11 protein-coding genes are annotated in these 15,664 nt (G+C 64.5%); 9 read left to right on the forward strand and 2 right to left on the reverse strand.

All coding sequences use genetic code 11. The features are described 5' to 3' along the window. Positions 1-7: 7 nt before the first annotated feature. From astA to ACCD07_RS12600, 8 genes are all read left to right on the forward strand, one after another. Positions 8-1,066 carry an arginine N-succinyltransferase gene (gene astA, locus ACCD07_RS12565; RefSeq protein ID WP_413447515.1) on the forward strand — a complete coding sequence of 353 codons (1,059 nt, stop codon included), beginning with the start codon at positions 8-10 and terminating at the stop codon, positions 1,064-1,066. Continuing rightward, a complete protein-coding gene (gene astD / locus ACCD07_RS12570) occupies positions 1,059-2,531 on the forward strand; it encodes a succinylglutamate-semialdehyde dehydrogenase (RefSeq protein WP_413447516.1) in 1,473 nt (490 codons plus the stop codon). Before astA ends, astD begins: the two co-directional genes overlap by 8 nt. Positions 2,532-2,540: 9 nt before the next feature. Continuing rightward, positions 2,541-3,878, forward strand: a complete 1,338-nt coding sequence (astB, locus tag ACCD07_RS12575) for an N-succinylarginine dihydrolase (RefSeq protein WP_176655767.1) — start codon at positions 2,541-2,543, stop codon at positions 3,876-3,878. 120 nt (positions 3,879-3,998) lie between these two features. Continuing rightward, positions 3,999-8,723: an NAD-glutamate dehydrogenase domain-containing protein gene (locus ACCD07_RS12580; RefSeq protein WP_413447517.1), complete on the forward strand. Its 4,725-nt coding sequence runs from the start codon at positions 3,999-4,001 to the stop codon at positions 8,721-8,723. A 4-nt stretch (positions 8,724-8,727) separates the two neighbouring features. Further along, positions 8,728-9,717, forward strand: coding sequence for a succinylglutamate desuccinylase (locus ACCD07_RS12585; RefSeq protein ID WP_413447518.1), 990 nt, complete (start codon positions 8,728-8,730; stop codon positions 9,715-9,717). 98 nt (positions 9,718-9,815) lie between these two features. Next, positions 9,816-10,340 carry an EF-hand domain-containing protein gene (locus ACCD07_RS12590; protein ID WP_413447519.1) on the forward strand — a complete coding sequence of 175 codons (525 nt, stop codon included), beginning with the start codon at positions 9,816-9,818 and terminating at the stop codon, positions 10,338-10,340. 59 nt (positions 10,341-10,399) lie between these two features. Next, a complete protein-coding gene (locus ACCD07_RS12595; RefSeq protein ID WP_176655763.1) occupies positions 10,400-10,909 on the forward strand; it encodes a DUF1993 domain-containing protein in 510 nt (169 codons plus the stop codon). 342 nt (positions 10,910-11,251) lie between these two features. Further along, entirely contained in the window at positions 11,252-12,712 is a 1,461-nt protein-coding gene (locus ACCD07_RS12600; protein WP_176655762.1) for an APC family permease, read from the forward strand. Positions 12,713-12,914: 202 nt separating this feature from the next. Here the strand turns inward: ACCD07_RS12600 and ACCD07_RS12605 are convergent, their stop codons facing one another. Next, positions 12,915-13,166 carry a hypothetical protein gene (locus ACCD07_RS12605; RefSeq protein WP_353404398.1) on the reverse strand — a complete coding sequence of 84 codons (252 nt, stop codon included), beginning with the start codon at positions 13,164-13,166 and terminating at the stop codon, positions 12,915-12,917. Positions 13,167-13,392: 226 nt separating this feature from the next. Between ACCD07_RS12605 and ACCD07_RS12610 the strand changes: the two genes are divergently transcribed. Next, positions 13,393-14,742, forward strand: a complete 1,350-nt coding sequence (locus ACCD07_RS12610; RefSeq protein ID WP_413447520.1) for a diguanylate cyclase — start codon at positions 13,393-13,395, stop codon at positions 14,740-14,742. On the opposite strand, the gene ACCD07_RS12615 is transcribed toward ACCD07_RS12610, so the two are convergent. Beyond that, the gene (locus ACCD07_RS12615) at positions 14,739-15,653 is read right to left on the reverse strand and encodes an EamA family transporter (RefSeq protein WP_413447521.1); all 915 of its coding nucleotides are present in this window, start codon (positions 15,651-15,653) and stop codon (positions 14,739-14,741) included. The two genes, ACCD07_RS12610 and ACCD07_RS12615, sit on opposite strands and share 4 nt — an antisense overlap. Between the last annotated feature and the right edge of the window lie 11 nt (positions 15,654-15,664).

Here is a 15,664-nt window from a genome sequence, read left to right on the forward strand (position 1 = left end):
ACAACCTATGCTAGTAGTACGCGCAATCAAAGCCGAAGACCTCGACGCCCTGTACGTGATGGCCACGCAGGTCGGCAGCGGCATGACCACCCTCAAGCCGGACATGAAGATGATGGGCGACCGCGTGGCGATCGCCGTCGCTTCGTTCGCCGAGAGCATCCCGCCCGAAAAGCGCGACTACATGTTCGTCATGGAGGATACCGACACGGGCCGCCTGGCCGGCGTGTGCGCGATCAAGGGCGCGGTCGGCTTGACGGAGCCGTTCTATAACTATCGCATCGGCACGCTGGTGCACTCGAGCCGCGAGCTCGACGTGTTCACCCGCATGGACACGCTGTACCTGTCGAACGACCTGACCGGCAGCACCGAACTGTGCTCGCTGTTCCTGCATCCCGACTACCGCACCGGCAACAACGGCAAGCTGCTGTCGAAGAGCCGCTTCCTGTTCATCGCGCAGTTCCCGCACCTGTTCACCGAAAAGCTGATCGCGGAAATGCGCGGCTACCAGGAGGAGAGCGGCCGTTCGCCGTTCTACGAAGGCTTGGGCCGCCACTTCTTCAAGATGGATTTCGACCACGTGGACGACCTGACCGCCGTCGGCAAGAAGTCCTTCATCGCCGAACTGATGCCGCGCCAGCCGCTGTACGTGGCCTACCTGCCGGACGACGCGCAGGCCGTGATCGGCAAGGTGCACACCTCGACCGCCCCCGCGCGCCGCTTGCTGGAGCAGGAAGGCATGTACTTCGAAGGCTACGTCGATATCTTCGACGCCGGCCCGGTGCTGCAGGCCCGCGTGTCCGAGCTGCGCGCGATGCGCGACAGCACGCTGGCCGAGATCGGCCTGGCCGGCGACTGGGATTCGGCCTGCGCGCCGGAGACCGCCGTGGCCGAACCGATGCTGGTGTCGAACACCACGCTCAAGGATTTCCGCATGATCCTGTCGCAGTCGGTGCCGGTCGCCGGCATCGTGGCGCTGCCGGACGCCGAACAACAACTCCTGCACTGCCACACCGGCGATACCGTGCGCACGCTGTCTCTCAATCTGAGGAAGAATCCACATGTCTAACGTTTTAAGCAACTACATTAACGGCGAATGGCTGCCGGGCAGCGGCGCCGAACTGGTCACCATCGATCCGTCGAACGGCAAGCAGACCTGGGCCAGCAAGGAATCGACCGCGCAGGACGTGGCGCAGGCTTGCGCCGCCGCGCGCGGCGCCTTCGAAGCCTGGGCGCTGACGCCGCTGGCCGAGCGCATCGCCGTCTGCACCCGTTTCCGCGATCTGCTGAAGCAGGACGCCGAAGAGCTGGCGCTGCTGATCTCCGAGGAAGTCGGCAAGCCGCTGTGGGAAGCCCGCACCGAGGCGACCACCATGGCCAACAAGATCGACATCTCGGTCCAGGCCTACGGCGCGCGCACCGGCGAAACGCAGAGCAAGGTCGCCGACGGCGAGGCCGTGCTGCGCCACCGTCCGCACGGCGTGTTCGGCGTGTTCGGTCCATACAACTTCCCCGGCCACCTGCCGAACGGCCATATCGTGCCGGCGCTGATCGCCGGTAACACCGTCGTCTTCAAGCCCAGCGAATTCGCGCCGCGCACCGCCGTCAAGACCGTGCAACTGTGGGAGAAGGCCGGCTTACCGAAGGGCGTCATCAACCTGGTCAACGGCGGCCGCGACGCGGGCGTCGCGCTGGGCCGGAACGAACTGCTGGACGGCGTGCTGTTCACCGGCAGCTGCCAGACCGGCACCGCGCTGCACAAGCAGTTCGGCGGCCAGCCGGGCAAGATGCTGGCGCTGGAAATGGGCGGCAACAATCCGCTGGTGGTGTGGGACGTCAAGGACATCGACGCCGCCGTCTTCATGGCGATTTCGTCGGCCTTCATCTCGGCCGGCCAGCGCTGCACCTGCGCGCGCCGCCTGATTGTCAAGCAGGGCGCCGAGGGCGATGCGATCGTCGCGCGCCTGGTCGATGTCGCCAGCCGCCTGACGGTCGGCGCCTCGAACGCGGAACCTGCGCCATTCATGGGTCCTGTGGTTTCGTCAGCCGTCGCTAAACGACTGGTGCAGGCGCAGGCCGACATGGTGGCCAAGGGCGGCAAGAGCCTGCTGCAGATGCGCCAACTGGACGAGAACACCGGCTTCGTCACCGCCGGCATCGTCGATGTGACCGATGCGCAGGGCATTCCGGACGAAGAGTGGTTTGGCCCGCTGCTGCAGGTGATCCGCGTGGCGGACTTCGACAGCGCGATCAAGGCGGCCAACGCCACCGAATTCGGCCTGGCATCGGCGCTGATCTCGAACGACGAGAACCTGTGGAAGATCTTCCAGGTCCGCGCGCGCTCCGGCATCGTCAACTGGAACCGTCCGACCACCGGCGCCGCCAGCAGCGCGCCGTTCGGCGGCGTGGGCAAGTCGGGCAACCATCGTCCGAGCGCCTACTACGCGGCGGACTACTGCGCCTACCCGGTCGCATCGATCGAAAACAACGTACTTGAAATGCCTGCGAAGCTGTCGCCGGGTATGAACTTCTAAGGAACTGCCATGAGCGCACGCGAATTCAATTTTGACGGTCTGGTCGGCCCATCGCACAACTACGCCGGTCTGTCGTTCGGCAATGTGGCCTCGTTCAGCAACGTCAAGAGCGCTTCGAATCCGAAGCTGGCGGCCCTGCAAGGCCTGGCCAAGATGCGCGCGCTGGCCGCGCGCGGCTTTGGCCAGGCGCTGTTGCCGCCGCAGGACCGTCCGAATTTCCGCCTGCTGCGCAGCATAGGCTTCACCGGCAGCGATGCCGAGGTGCTGGCGAAGGCCGCCAAGGAAGCGCCGGTCATCCTGGCCTGCGCCTGGTCGGCCTCGCCGATGTGGACCGCCAACGCGGCCACGGTCAGCCCATCCGCCGACAGCGCCGATGGCCGCGCGCATTTCACCGCCGCCAACCTGAACAACAAGCTGCACCGCGCTTTCGAGCACGCGCAGTCGGCCCGTTCGCTGCGCGCCATCTTCAAGGACGACAAGCACTTCGCCGTGCACGACGCCTTGCCGGGCACACCGGCGTTCGGCGACGAAGGCGCGGCCAATCACACGCGCCTGTGCAAGGACCACGGCAGCGCCGCCGTCGAGATGTTCGTCTACGGCCGCACCGAGTTCGACGTGTCGGCATCGCAGCCAAAAAAATACCCGGCACGCCAGACGCTGGAAGCGTCGCAGGCCGTCGCGCGGCTGCACGGCCTGTCGGCGGAACGCACCGTCTACATCCAGCAGAATCCCGACGTGATCGACCAGGGCGTGTTCCACAACGACGTCATCGCGGTCGGCAACGGCAATGTGCTGTTCTACCACGAGCAGGCGTTCGCCGACGAAGCGGGCGCGCTCGAGCAGCTGCGCCGCGCGATGGGCGGCGTGGGCGCGGACCTGAACGCGATCCGCGTCGACACGGCAAAGGTGTCGGTGGCCGACGCGGTGCACAGCTACCTGTTCAACAGCCAGCTGCTGAGCAAGGACAACGGCAAGATGGCGCTGGTGATCCCGCAGGAATGCCAGGAAAACGCCGCCGTCGCGGCCTATCTCGAAGGCCTGGTCGCCAGCGGCAACGCGGTCGACGAACTGATACATTTCGACCTGCGCCAGTCGATGCGCAACGGCGGCGGTCCTGCGTGCCTGCGCCTGCGCGTGGCGCTGACCGACGCCGAAGCGGCGGCCATGCATCAAGGCGTGGTGATGACGGAAGCGCTGTACCACACGCTGGTGGCGTGGGTCGAGAAACACTACCGCGACCGCCTGGAGCCGTCCGACCTGGCCGATCCCGCGCTGGCGATCGAGGTGCACGCCGCGCTGGAAGATTTGAGCCGTATTTTGGGCCTGCCTGGCCTGTACGATTTGTAAAACGGGATTTCACCCCCATATGGCGATTTGGTGTTTAATAACACGCGACCACCGCCGCGCAGCCACAAGCCGGCGCGGCTCTGCAACATAAAATACTCATAACGTATTGGAGAAGCAACGATGAAACAAATGCCACAAGACCTGCGCAAACAGACGCTGGATTTGGTCAACGCAAGCAAGCCTGCCAGCGACAGCACACAAGTCGCGGCGCTGATCAGCGCCTGGCTCGGCTCCCTGGATGACGAAGACTTGTCGGGCACCGCGCCCGACAGCCTGGCGCCAGTTTTGTGGGATGGTTTCACCTTCGCTTCCAAGCGCACCGGATCCGGCGCGCAAATCGCCAAACTGCGCTACGCGGACGGCCGCGGCGGCATGGCCACCGCGCTGCTGATCCTGAACGATGACATGCCGTACCTGGTGGACTCCATCGTCATGGCGATGCGCAAGCTGCGCGTCGGCGTCGACGGCGTGTTGAATTCGGTGCTGCCGGTCGCGCGTAACGCGGACGGCGTGGTGACGGCCGTCGGCCAGAGTGGCGACAAGCTGGAATCGTACGTACTGTGCCTGCTGTCCGAAGACCTGCCGGATGCTGAAATCGGCATGCTGGTCGAGCGCCTGGAAATGGTGTCGCGCGATGCCGCCGTGGTCCGCCGCGACAAGGCCGCGATGGAAGCCCACTTCAGCCGCATCGGCGCCGAAGCCGCCACCCACGGCGACGAAGGCAAGGAAGTCGCGGCCTTCCTCGAATGGGCCAAGACCGAAGGGTTCGAGCCCTTCGGCTATGCCTACTACCAGGTCAAGCCGGGCGTGCGCGAACTGGAGCGCGACATCCCGAGCCGCATCGGCGTGCTGCAGGATACGTCGCATCCGGTCTACGGCACCTGCCTGGCCAATATTCCCGGCGATTTCGACACGCTGTCGAAACGCGCCAACACGCTGTCCATCGTCAAGGCCGACGTCGAAGGCACGCTGCACCGCGACCAGCAGCTGGACTTCATCGGCGTGCGCCACACCGACGCGCAAGGCGCGATCCTTGGCGAATACTGCTTCGTCGGTTTGTTCACCCGCGCCGCCACCGCCACGCCGTTGAATCGCCTGCCGTTCGCGCGCGGCCGCGTCGCCAAGGTGCTGAGCATCGCCGGCGTGCGCCAGGAAGGCTTCCGCGCCGAGAAATTCATCGAGATCCTGGAGTCGCTGCCGCGCACCGAAGCGCTGGAAGGCGAACCGGAATGGCTGGCCGAGGTCTGCGGCGCCGTGGTATCGCTGTACAAGCAGCCGCGCACCAAGGTGTTTGCCCGCCGCGACGTCTATGCGCGTCACCTGAATGTACTGGTCTACCTGCCGCGCGAGCGTTACAGCGCAAGCGTCGCTTCGTCGCTGGCCAAGGCGCTGCAAGCCAGCTCCGGTGCCCAGCATGTCAGCTCGCAGACGCTGGTGGCCGACGGTCCGCTGGCCCGCGTCTACCTGATCGCCCATGCCGCGCGCTATCCGCTGGACCTGGAAACCGATATCCAGCAGCCGCTGTTGTCGGTGCTGGACGGCTGGCATGACCAGTTCTCCGCGCTGGCCGATGCGGTGCCTAACGTGCCGATGCGCGCGCACCTGCGCCGCATGTGCGCCACGCTGCCGACCGACTACGTCGCTTCGACCGCGCCGCAAGCCGCCTTCCACGACCTGGAAGCGATCCTGGCCAACACCGACCCATCGCGCGTGGACGTTCGCGTCGACGTCGGCAACGGTGCGGAGGCCGATGCCACCACGATCCGTTTGTATTCCGTCGACCGCGTACCGTCGCTGTCGACCATCCTGCCGGCGCTGCATAACGCCGGCGTCGCCATCGACCGCGAACAGGCGCACTCGATCCGCCTGGACGGCCAGCGTCGCTTCGTCACCAGCCTGACGGTGGATGCAGCCAGCGCCGCCAACCTGGCCAAGGCCGAAGTGGTGCCGGTCGCGCAGGAACTGTTTGCCTCGCTGTTCAACAACGAGGCCGAAGACGGCCGCCTGAACGGCCTGGTCATCGAAGGCGGCTTGAGCGTGCGACAAGTGCAACTGGTGCGCGCCTATATGAGTTACTGGCGCCAGACCGGCACCCGTTTCTCGGTGCGCTACATCGCTGAAACGCTGCGCAAGCAGCCGGCGATTGTGAAGGAGCTGGTGGACGCGTTCCTGCAGCGCTTCAATCCCGCGCTGGACGCCGCCACCCGCGCCGCCGCACTCGATACGCTGGCCGGCATCAAGAGCCGCCTGCCGGCCATCAACCACGCCGACAGCGAAGAAGTGCTGGGTGCGATGGTCGACCTGATCACCGCCACGCTGCGCACCAACTACTTCCAGAACAATCAGAAGGGCGACAAGATCATCTTCAAGTTCGACACCAGCAATCTGTCGCTGGTGCCGGAGCCGCGTCCGTTCCGCGAGATCTTCGTGTTCTCGCGCCGCTTCGAAGGCGTGCACCTGCGCGGCGGCCCTGTCGCCCGCGGCGGCCTGCGCTGGTCGGACCGCATGGAAGACTACCGCACCGAGGTCCTCGGCCTGGTCAAGGCGCAGATGGTGAAGAACGCCGTCATCGTGCCGGCTGGCGCCAAGGGAGGCTTCGTTTGCAAGCAGATGCCGAAGGACGCCGTGCGCGAGACCATCGCGGCCGAAGGCGAGGCGGTGTACCGCCTGTTCATCGCCAGCCTGCTGGAAATGACCGACAACCGCGTGCTGGGCAATATCGTTTCGCCGGCCGACACCGTCTGCTACGACGGCAACGACCCGTACCTGGTGGTGGCTGCCGACAAGGGCACCGCGACCTTCTCCGACATCGCCAACGGCATCGCCGTGGAGCGCGGCTTCTGGCTGGGCGACGCGTTCGCGTCGGGCGGTTCGAACGGCTACGACCACAAGAAGATGGGCATCACCGCCAAGGGCGCGTTTGAAGCCGTCAAGCGCCACTTCTACGAAATGGATCACGACATCCACGCCACGCCTGTGACCATGGTCGGCGTCGGCGACATGTCGGGCGACGTGTTCGGCAACGGCGCGCTGTTGTCGCGCAAGCTGAAGATCGTCGCCGCTTTCGATCACCGCCACATCTTCCTCGATCCGAATCCGGACATGGAAAAATCCTTCGTCGAACGCGAGCGCATGTTCGCGCTGCCGCGCTCCTCGTGGGACGACTACGACAAGGAACTGATCTCGGCCGGCGGCGGCGTGTACCCGCGCACCGCCCGCAGCATCGAGCTGTCGCCGCAGATCCGCGCCGCGCTGGATATCGAGGAAACCTCGCTGCCGCCGGAAGAGCTGATGCACCGCATCCTGCTGGCGCCGGTGGACCTGTTCTATAACGGCGGTATCGGCACCTACATCAAGGCGTCGACCGAATCGCACGCGCAGGTCAAGGACCGCGCCAACGACAATATCCGCGTCGACGGCAACCAGCTGCGTTGCAAGGTCGTGGCCGAGGGCGGCAACCTGGGCGCGACCCAGGCCGGCCGCATCGAGTTCGCGCTGTCGGGCGGCCGCATCTTCACCGATGCGATCGACAACTCGGCCGGCGTGGATTGCTCCGACCATGAAGTGAACGCGAAGATGTGGCTGGACGTGGAAATGAACGCCGGCCAGTTGAGCGAAGCGGACCGCAACCGCGTGCTGAACGAAATGACAGCCGACATCGAACGCCTGGTCCTGCGCGACAACACGCTGCAAACGCAGTTGCTGGTGCGCGAAGCCCAGGCGCAGGCCGACGCTTCCGTGCAGGACGGCTACGCATCGCTGATCGCCTTCCTGGAAGAAGAGGGCGCGCTGTCGCGCGAACTGGAACAGCTGCCATCCGTGGCTGAACTGGCGCGCCGCAAGGCCGACGGCCGTGGCCTGACCACGCCGGAACTGGCGGTGGTGATCGCCAACGTCAAGAACCGCTACAAGCGCATCCTGTCGGCGCTGCCGCTGACGGACCTGAGCTGGGCCGAGTCGGTGCTGAAGCCGTACTTCCCGGACCTGCTGGTGGCTACCCGTCCCGCGCTGGCGCACCCGCTGGCCAACGCCATCCTGGCGACCGTGCTGGCCAATGAATCGGTCAACCGTTGCGGTCCATTGATGCTGCGCCAGCTGGCCGGCGAGCATGGCGTGGATGAATCGGAAGTGATCCTGGCGTGGGGCCAGGCATGGTCCGCGTTGAACCTGGCGCCTGTCTTTGCCACGCTGGATGCCGACGCGCTGAAGGTGCCGCGCGCCGTGTCGATCAAGGTCGACGGCCGTACCCGCGTGCTGCAGAAGTCTGTCATCGAAGGCGTGCTGACGGTGCCTGCGGACCAGCTGCGCGCGGGCGTGGCCGAACTGACCAAGCTGTTCGCCAAGCCGGAGACGCTGGCGGCGCTGACGCCTGCGGGTAGTCAGTCCGACGCGGATATCACCGCCGGCCTGCGCACCGGGTTTGTGCTGGCATGGAAAGCGGTTGAAGCGATCGAGGCGGTGGCGGCGTTTGTGTTTGCCGCGCTGTCGGTATCGCGTCCGGAAGGCATGGACCTGCCGGCGTTCCTGCAGGTTGGCCTGGCGCTGCGCGCGCAGGTCGGCATCGATACGCTGGAACGCGGCTTGAAACTGCCTGCCACCAGCCGTTCGCAGGAACAGCTGCGCAGCTATGCGCAGAACGCGCTGCGCCGCACGCAGCAACGCCTGCTGTCGCAGGTGCTGCAGCATGCGACCGGGGGCCACAGCGCGTCGGAAGCGGTGGAAGTCGTGGCCAACACGCTGGGCCTGTCCGGCTATGCGGCGGCGACGGACCTGGAGCAGGCGATGCTGGATGTGTGGGCATTGTCCGAAGCGACCAACTCCGGCAACACGATGCTGGTGGTGTAAGGCGATGGGAGATTTGCCAGCAACCTTGCCGGAAGCCGTACGCTCGCTCGCTGAAGCGGATTTCAGCGCCGTGGCGCAGCGCTTTTCGGCGGCCGGTTTTGCGGTGGCGCAGCCGGCCGACGGTATCCTGACCATCAAGGCTGCCGGCGATCGTCCGAGCGTGCTGGTCTCGGTTGGCGTGCACGGCGACGAAACCGGCCCGATCGAGATGGTGGCGTATCTGCTGGACGCCCTGTCGCATCAGGCTTCCTCGCTGGCGGTCAACCTGATGCTTTGCGTCGGCAATATCGGCGCCATCCGCGCCGGCAAACGCTTCATCGATGCCGACCTGAACCGCATGTTCCGCAAGGAGCGCGGGTCGCTGGAAGGCACCGCCGAAGCGGCGCGCGCCGACGTGATGATCGCCGCCACCACGGCCTTCTTCGCGGATGCGGGGCCGGTGCGCTGGCACCTGGATCTGCACACGGCGATACGGCCATCGGTCTATCCTACCTTCGCTATCGTGCCGGAGATTATCGCGGACCAGCCGCGGCATACGCTGATCGAGTGGCTGGGACTGGCCGGCATCGGCGCCGTCATCATGAACCCGTCGTCGGTGGGGACGTACAGCTACTATTCGGCCGAGCACCATGCGGCGGCCGGCACCACGATCGAGCTGGGGCGCATCGGCACGCTGGGCCAGAACGACCTCGCGCAATTTGCCGACGCCTCGCTGGCGCTGGACGATCTGCTGCGCGGCGCGGCCAGGCGCGAGGCCAAACAACAGCCGCACGTCTTCAACACCGCGCGCCAGATCATCAAATTGAGCGACCAGTTCCAGATGGCCTTCGGCAAGGACACGCACAACTTCACGGCGCTGAAGCAAGGCGAGGAAATCGCCCGCGACGGCGACACGATCTACACCGTCCAGCATCCCGAGGAGCTGGTGGTGTTCCCCAATCCCGACGTGCGCGTCGGCCTGCGGGCCGGGCTGATGGTGGTACGCGTCAGCTGATCCCGATCTTTACCCGCCTTTACACCTTGCGGGATCATGGTTACATGGATTAGTTCGTTAACAGGAGCAGCATTGTCCTTAACTACGGAGTAAGCACCATGACGACAGCAATCAGCGGCATCTCAAGCAGCAGCACCCAAGCCACCGCCTTCGATCCCGCCAAGGGCGCGGCGCGCTTTGCATCCAAGGTATTCAGCGATCTGGATACCGACAAGGACGGCAAGGTCAACAAGGATGAATTCGTGTCAGGCCTGGAGTCCAAGGGCGTATCGGCCGATGACGCCACCAAGCAGTTCGACGCCATCGACACGCAGAAGAACGGCTCGATCACGCAGTCCGATCTGGAGACGGCGATCAAGAGCGGCACCTTCGCACCGCCGCGTCCTGCGGGTGGTGCGGGCGGCTCCGGCGGAGCACACGGCGGTGGCAAACCTCCTGAAGGCGCGGGCGGAGCAGGTGGTGCCGGCAGCGCCAGCAGCTCGACCAAAACCTACGAAGCGGCCGACACCAACCAGGATGGCACGGTCTCCGAACAGGAGCAGCTGGTCTACGATGTCTCGCATCCATCGGACAAGGCTGCCGATGCCAGCAAAATCGGCAACAACGTCGACGAGCTGGCCTGACGGCGCGCATGGTGGGTAGCGGCTATACTGCTTCTGTATTCAATCAACAGGAGCAGATTATGTCGCTATCGATGCATCAGGTTTCGGTGCCCGTGTTTGTGCGCGGGTTGAATGTGCTGGCGGATTTGCTGCACAAGGCGGAGGCGCACGTGGAGCAGCATGGCTCGGTGCCGGATGCGATGATCTCTGCGCGGCTGGCCGACGATATGCTTCCGCTGTCGGCGCAGGTGCAGCGCGCCAGCGATACGTCGAAAATGTCGGTGGAGCGCCTCAGCGGCGTGGTGGCGCCCAAGTTTGAAGACAACGAGACGTCGTTCGATCAATTGCAGGAACGCATCGCCAACACCATCGCCTATCTGAACAGCGTCGACGCGGATGCGCTGGCGGGCAGCGAGGTGCGTACGATCAAACTTAATTTTGGTTCGTTCCAGCCCGAGTTCAAAGGTGACGATTACCTGTTGACCTTCGCGCTGCCGAATTTCTTCTTCCACATCGTCACCGCGCACGACATCCTGCGCAACCAGGGCGTGCCGGTGGGGAAACGCGACTATCTGGGACCGTTCGCTTAACCGCGCATCAGCAACGCCGCCAGGGTGCCCGCCAGCCCCAGCAGGGCCACGGCGGCGCCCGCCACCGCAGGGTGAAAACGCCGGGATACGGTAGGGATCTTTTGGATAGGCATGGCAGGCTCCTTCTTGACGGAATGTAACACTTGACTCAAGAGTAGCCGGGCGCGAGTTTTCAATCTATACATCGTGCTGTATCAAAAGTAAGCAACTGTAACCTTCCCCTTGTGGCGTCTGGCCTCTGAGTTGTTTTTCTAACACAAAATTACTGTATGGCGATGGGCCGGAAGGCCCTATAATCGCTTAGTTTTTTTGCCCGAACATCTCTCCCACAAGGAACCGCCTGTGAACCAAACGCTGGTCCAGAAACTGACCCGTACCAAACCGGTCGACACCACAGCAGTAGAACACGCCCCAAGCAGCAACAGCCTTCACCGCTCCATCGGACTGTTTCCCCTGACTATGATCGGCGTCGGCGCCACGATCGGCACCGGCATTTTCTTCACGATGGTCGAAGCCGTGCCAAAAGCCGGTCCTTCCGTGATCCTGTCCTTCCTGTTCGCCGCGATCACCGCCGGCCTGACCGCGCTGTGCTATGCCGAGCTGTCGTTCCGCATTCCGGCGTCCGGTTCCTCGTACTCCTTCGCTTACGCGACGGTGGGCGAGTTCCTGGCCTTCATCATGGCCGCCTGCCTGCTGCTCGAATATGGATTGGCGGCCAGCGCCACGGCGATCGGCTGGTCCGACTACCTGAACAACTTCCTCAACAACGCCTTCGGCTGGCATATCCCCGAAGTGCTGCGCTCGCCGATGATAGTGTCGACGGCCAAGGGCATCGAGTTCCATGGCGGCCATATCAATCTGCCGCCCATCCTGCTGGTGGGCCTGTGCTGCCTGCTGCTGATACGCGGCACCAAGGAATCGGCCACCACCAACGCGATCATGGTGATGATCAAGCTGGCGATCCTGATCTTCTTCGTGGTGATCGCCTTCTCCGGCTTTGATATAAACAATTTCCATCCGTTCTTCAGCCCGGACAACGGCGTCCACATCACCGGCATGACCGGCGTGACGGCCGCCGCGGCAACCGTGTTCTTCTCCTTCATCGGCCTGGACACCGTGGCCACCGCCGGCGAGGAAGTGCGCGACCCCAAGCGCAATGTGCCGATCGGCATCCTGGCCGCGCTGGGCATCGTGACCCTGTTCTACCTGCTGGTGGCCGTGGCGGCGATGGGCGCGCAGCCGGCCTATAAATTCGCTGGGCAGGAAGCCGGCCTCGCCGTGATCCTGCAAAACGTCACCGGCAAGACCTGGCCGGCGCTGGTGCTGGCTGCGGGCGCGGTGATCTCGGTGTTCAGCGTGACCTTGGTGACGATCTACGGCCAGACCCGCATCCTGTACGCGATCTCGAAGGACGGCCTGATCTCGCCATCGTTCCGCAAGGTGAGCCCGCGCACGGCATCGCCGGTGCACAACACCTTGATCGTCTGCACGGTGGTGGGCCTGGTGGCCGGCTTTGTCGACGCGACCTTCCTGTGGGACATGGTCAGCATGGGCACGCTGACGGCCTTCATCGTGGTGTCGCTGGCGGTGCCGGTGATGCGCAAGAAGGAAAACGGCAAGGGCACCAAGGGCTTCCGCGTGCCTTTCGGCCCTTACTTTGTGCCTGGCCTGAGCATCTGCGCCTGCCTGTACCTGATGTTCGGCCTGTCGCTGACGACTTACACCATCTTCATCATCTGGATGAGCGCCGCGATCGTGACCTATTTCTTCTACGGCATCCGCAAGTCGAACCTGAACAAGTAACAGCCCTGGACGTAAAAAAGCCCCGGCGCGCTGAATGCGGCCGGGGCTTTTTTTACGTCCGCAGCTTACGCTTCGTCTTTGCTTGGGTTGGCACCCAGGTACAGGCGCAGAACGAGGCCGGACAGGGCGATGGCGGCAGGCAGGTTTTCGATAATGGTCAGCATGGTGATCTCCAGGAAGTTAAATTCAAAAATTGGTTCAATTAACCGCGCGACGCCATGAAGCGCAGTTCGGCAGACAGGTTAGGGGAATGACGTTCGCAATCATTGGCCAGGCTGTTCAGCCAGTAAATCGAAGCTTCCTTGCTGTGCATCTCGGCCACCTCGTCCGCCACTACGGCTGGACTTGCCTTGACAGCGAACAGTGCTGCGATCAATTGGCGGGCGGCAGTTGCCACGTTGCTCAGGTAGCCATTGCTTGCGAAGTCGTTGTAGGTCAGGTTGGTCGTGCTCATCAGAAGCTCCTATGAATGTTCGTTTGCTGCAGTGCAGTATGCGCGGCTTTCAGTAATAAGAAAACTTTTGATTTGTGATAAACGCCATAAGTTTTCTATATAACTGGCGCTTTCTCCTATGAGAAAAGCGTTCCTATGGGCAACGTTATAGTGAGTATTTCTTGGCTCGGACGCGTTCGTTCGAGGTATCATTGTGTCCAATTGGCAATAATCTGATGGAGTTTCGATGTCCCTGCGCACAAAATTCATGCTGGCTTTGCTGCTGACCGGTCTGGCTGCGGTGGCGATGGTGGGGGGACTGGCGTACGTCGGCATGACCAAGAAAGTCGACCTGATCCGGCGCCAGCAGGCGGCCGATCATTTCTACGACGCCGTCAACGCTTATCTGCAAAAGCATGGCAGCTGGGAGGCGGCCGTGGCAGCCGAACCGTTCGACAACTATATGCATCGCGCCGACGGCCGGCCGGATAACGGCAGGCCACCGCGCGAGGAAGATGGCCAAAGATCGGAAGGGCCGCCGCCCGAAGGCCCTCGTGGCGAGGAGAACGGGCCGCCGGAAGGCCGTCGCCCGCCTCCACCACGGGGGCCGGGGGCGGGCGGAGAGCCGCCTTTCCACTTCATCCTGACCGGCCCGAACTACCGTGTGCTGCTGGGCGCCGGCGTCTATCGTCACGACGACCTGCTGCCGGAGGCCTCGCGCAAGGACGCGCGCCCGGTGATGGTGAACGGCCAGGTGGCCGCCTACATCTCGCCGGAAGGCGTGTTCACGCCCAGCAAGCAGGAACTGCAATACCTGGCGGCGATGCGCGAGGCGCTGATCGCCGGCGTGACGGGCGCCGCGGTGCTGGCGCTGGTGCTGGGCGTGCTGCTGAGCCGTGGACTGAGCCGCAAGCTGAGCCACCTGACCGGCGCCGTGCGGGCGATGCACGGCGGCTCGCTGCTGCAGCGCGTGCCGGTGGAGGGCAAGGACGAAGTGGCGACGCTGGCCAGCGCCTTCAACGACATGAGCGAGAAGCTGGCGCGCTCGCACGAGGAGTTGAAGAACTCGCACCAGACCATCCTGGCGCAGGCGGAGCAGATGCGCGAGTTGAGCGTGCGCGATGCGCTGACCAAGCTGCATAACCGCCGGCACTTCGACGAGCAGGCCACCACGCTGTTCAGCCATGCGGTGCGCCACCAGCGCCCATTCAGCATGGTGATCGGCGATATCGATCACTTCAAGCGCATCAACGACCAGTTCTCGCATGCCACCGGCGACGCGGTGCTGCGCCAGGTGGGCGAGATCCTGCGCAGCCACATGCGCCTGAGCGACCTGGTGGCGCGCTACGGCGGAGAGGAATTCGTCATCGCCTTCCCGGAGACCGAGCTGCCGCAGGCGGCCGCGCTGTGCGACAAGCTGCGCAACCTGATCGAGGGCTTCCCGTGGCATGAAATGCACCCGGACCTGAAGGTGACCATGAGCATGGGCGTGTATGCTGACATCGCCGCCGGCACGGCGGAAGCGATGCTGCAGAAGGCCGACGCGCTGCTGTACCGCGCCAAGGAGTCGGGCCGCAACCGGGTCTGCTTCGCCTAGCGCCTGTCCAGCCAGCGGCCGCCGAACATGGTGCAGACCAGCGACGCCACGATCAGCGTAATGCCGGCCCACTGCCAGGAGGTGATGACGTCGCCCAACACGATCATGCCGGTGCTGATGCCGACCACCGGCACGCCAAGGCTGAACGGCGCGACGCGGTTGACCGGGTGGCGCTTCAACAAACGCGTCCACATCGCGTAGCCGAGGATGGTGGCCATCCAGCCAAGGTAGGCGACGGCGATCCAGGTGCTGAAAGGCGCGGCGGTCCAGTGCCAGCGGGTGGCGGGATCGTCGAAGGCCAGCGACAGGCCGACGAACGGCACGATGGGCACCAGGCTGCACCAGACCATGAAGCTCACCACATCGAATTGCGGCGTGGCCTGCTGCGCACGGCGCACGACGATGTTCGATGCCGCCCACATCGCGGCGGCGGCCAGGCACAGGGCGAAGCCGCCAGCGGTGGTGGCGCCGGCGTGGCCGGGCTGCACGTAGTTCATGCCGAAGCAGACCAGGCCCGCTGCGGCCAGCAGCAAGCCCGCCTGCAGCGCGCGGCTGGCGCGTTCGTGCAGCAGCGCGAAGCCGAAGAAGGCGGTGAAGAAGACCTGCGTCTGCAGGATCACCGAGGCCAGCGAGGCCGACATGCCGATCCGCAGCGACAGGAACAGCAGGCCGAATTGGCCGACGCCCTGGAACAGGCCGTACAGCACGACCCACTTGACCGGCAGCTTGGGCGGACGCACGAACAGGATCAGCGGCAGCACGGCGAAGACGTAGCGGCCGGCGCCCATCTGGAACGGCGTCAGGTCGCGCAGGCCGACCTTCATCGCAACGAAGTTGGTGCCCCAGATCAGGACGACGAACAATGCGGACACCAGGTCGCGCGTGCTGAAGGAAGTGGACGATGAGTTCATCGCCCTATGTT

Source organism: Duganella sp. Dugasp56 (genome assembly GCF_047304105.1).
In the GTDB taxonomy this organism is placed as follows: domain Bacteria; phylum Pseudomonadota; class Gammaproteobacteria; order Burkholderiales; family Burkholderiaceae_D; genus Rugamonas; species Rugamonas hordei.

Coding starts and splice junctions, on each gene's coding strand:
- astA (WP_413447515.1), top strand. CDS start 8: ATGCTAGTAGTACGCGCAATCAAAGCCGAAGACCTCGACGCCCTGTAC.
- astD (WP_413447516.1), top strand. CDS start 1,059: ATGTCTAACGTTTTAAGCAACTACATTAACGGCGAATGGCTGCCGGGC.
- astB (WP_176655767.1), top strand. CDS start 2,541: ATGAGCGCACGCGAATTCAATTTTGACGGTCTGGTCGGCCCATCGCAC.
- ACCD07_RS12580 (WP_413447517.1), top strand. CDS start 3,999: ATGAAACAAATGCCACAAGACCTGCGCAAACAGACGCTGGATTTGGTC.
- ACCD07_RS12585 (WP_413447518.1), top strand. CDS start 8,728: ATGGGAGATTTGCCAGCAACCTTGCCGGAAGCCGTACGCTCGCTCGCT.
- ACCD07_RS12590 (WP_413447519.1), top strand. CDS start 9,816: ATGACGACAGCAATCAGCGGCATCTCAAGCAGCAGCACCCAAGCCACC.
- ACCD07_RS12595 (WP_176655763.1), top strand. CDS start 10,400: ATGTCGCTATCGATGCATCAGGTTTCGGTGCCCGTGTTTGTGCGCGGG.
- ACCD07_RS12605 (WP_353404398.1), bottom strand. CDS start 13,166: ATGAGCACGACCAACCTGACCTACAACGACTTCGCAAGCAATGGCTAC.
- ACCD07_RS12610 (WP_413447520.1), top strand. CDS start 13,393: ATGTCCCTGCGCACAAAATTCATGCTGGCTTTGCTGCTGACCGGTCTG.
- ACCD07_RS12615 (WP_413447521.1), bottom strand. CDS start 15,653: ATGAACTCATCGTCCACTTCCTTCAGCACGCGCGACCTGGTGTCCGCA.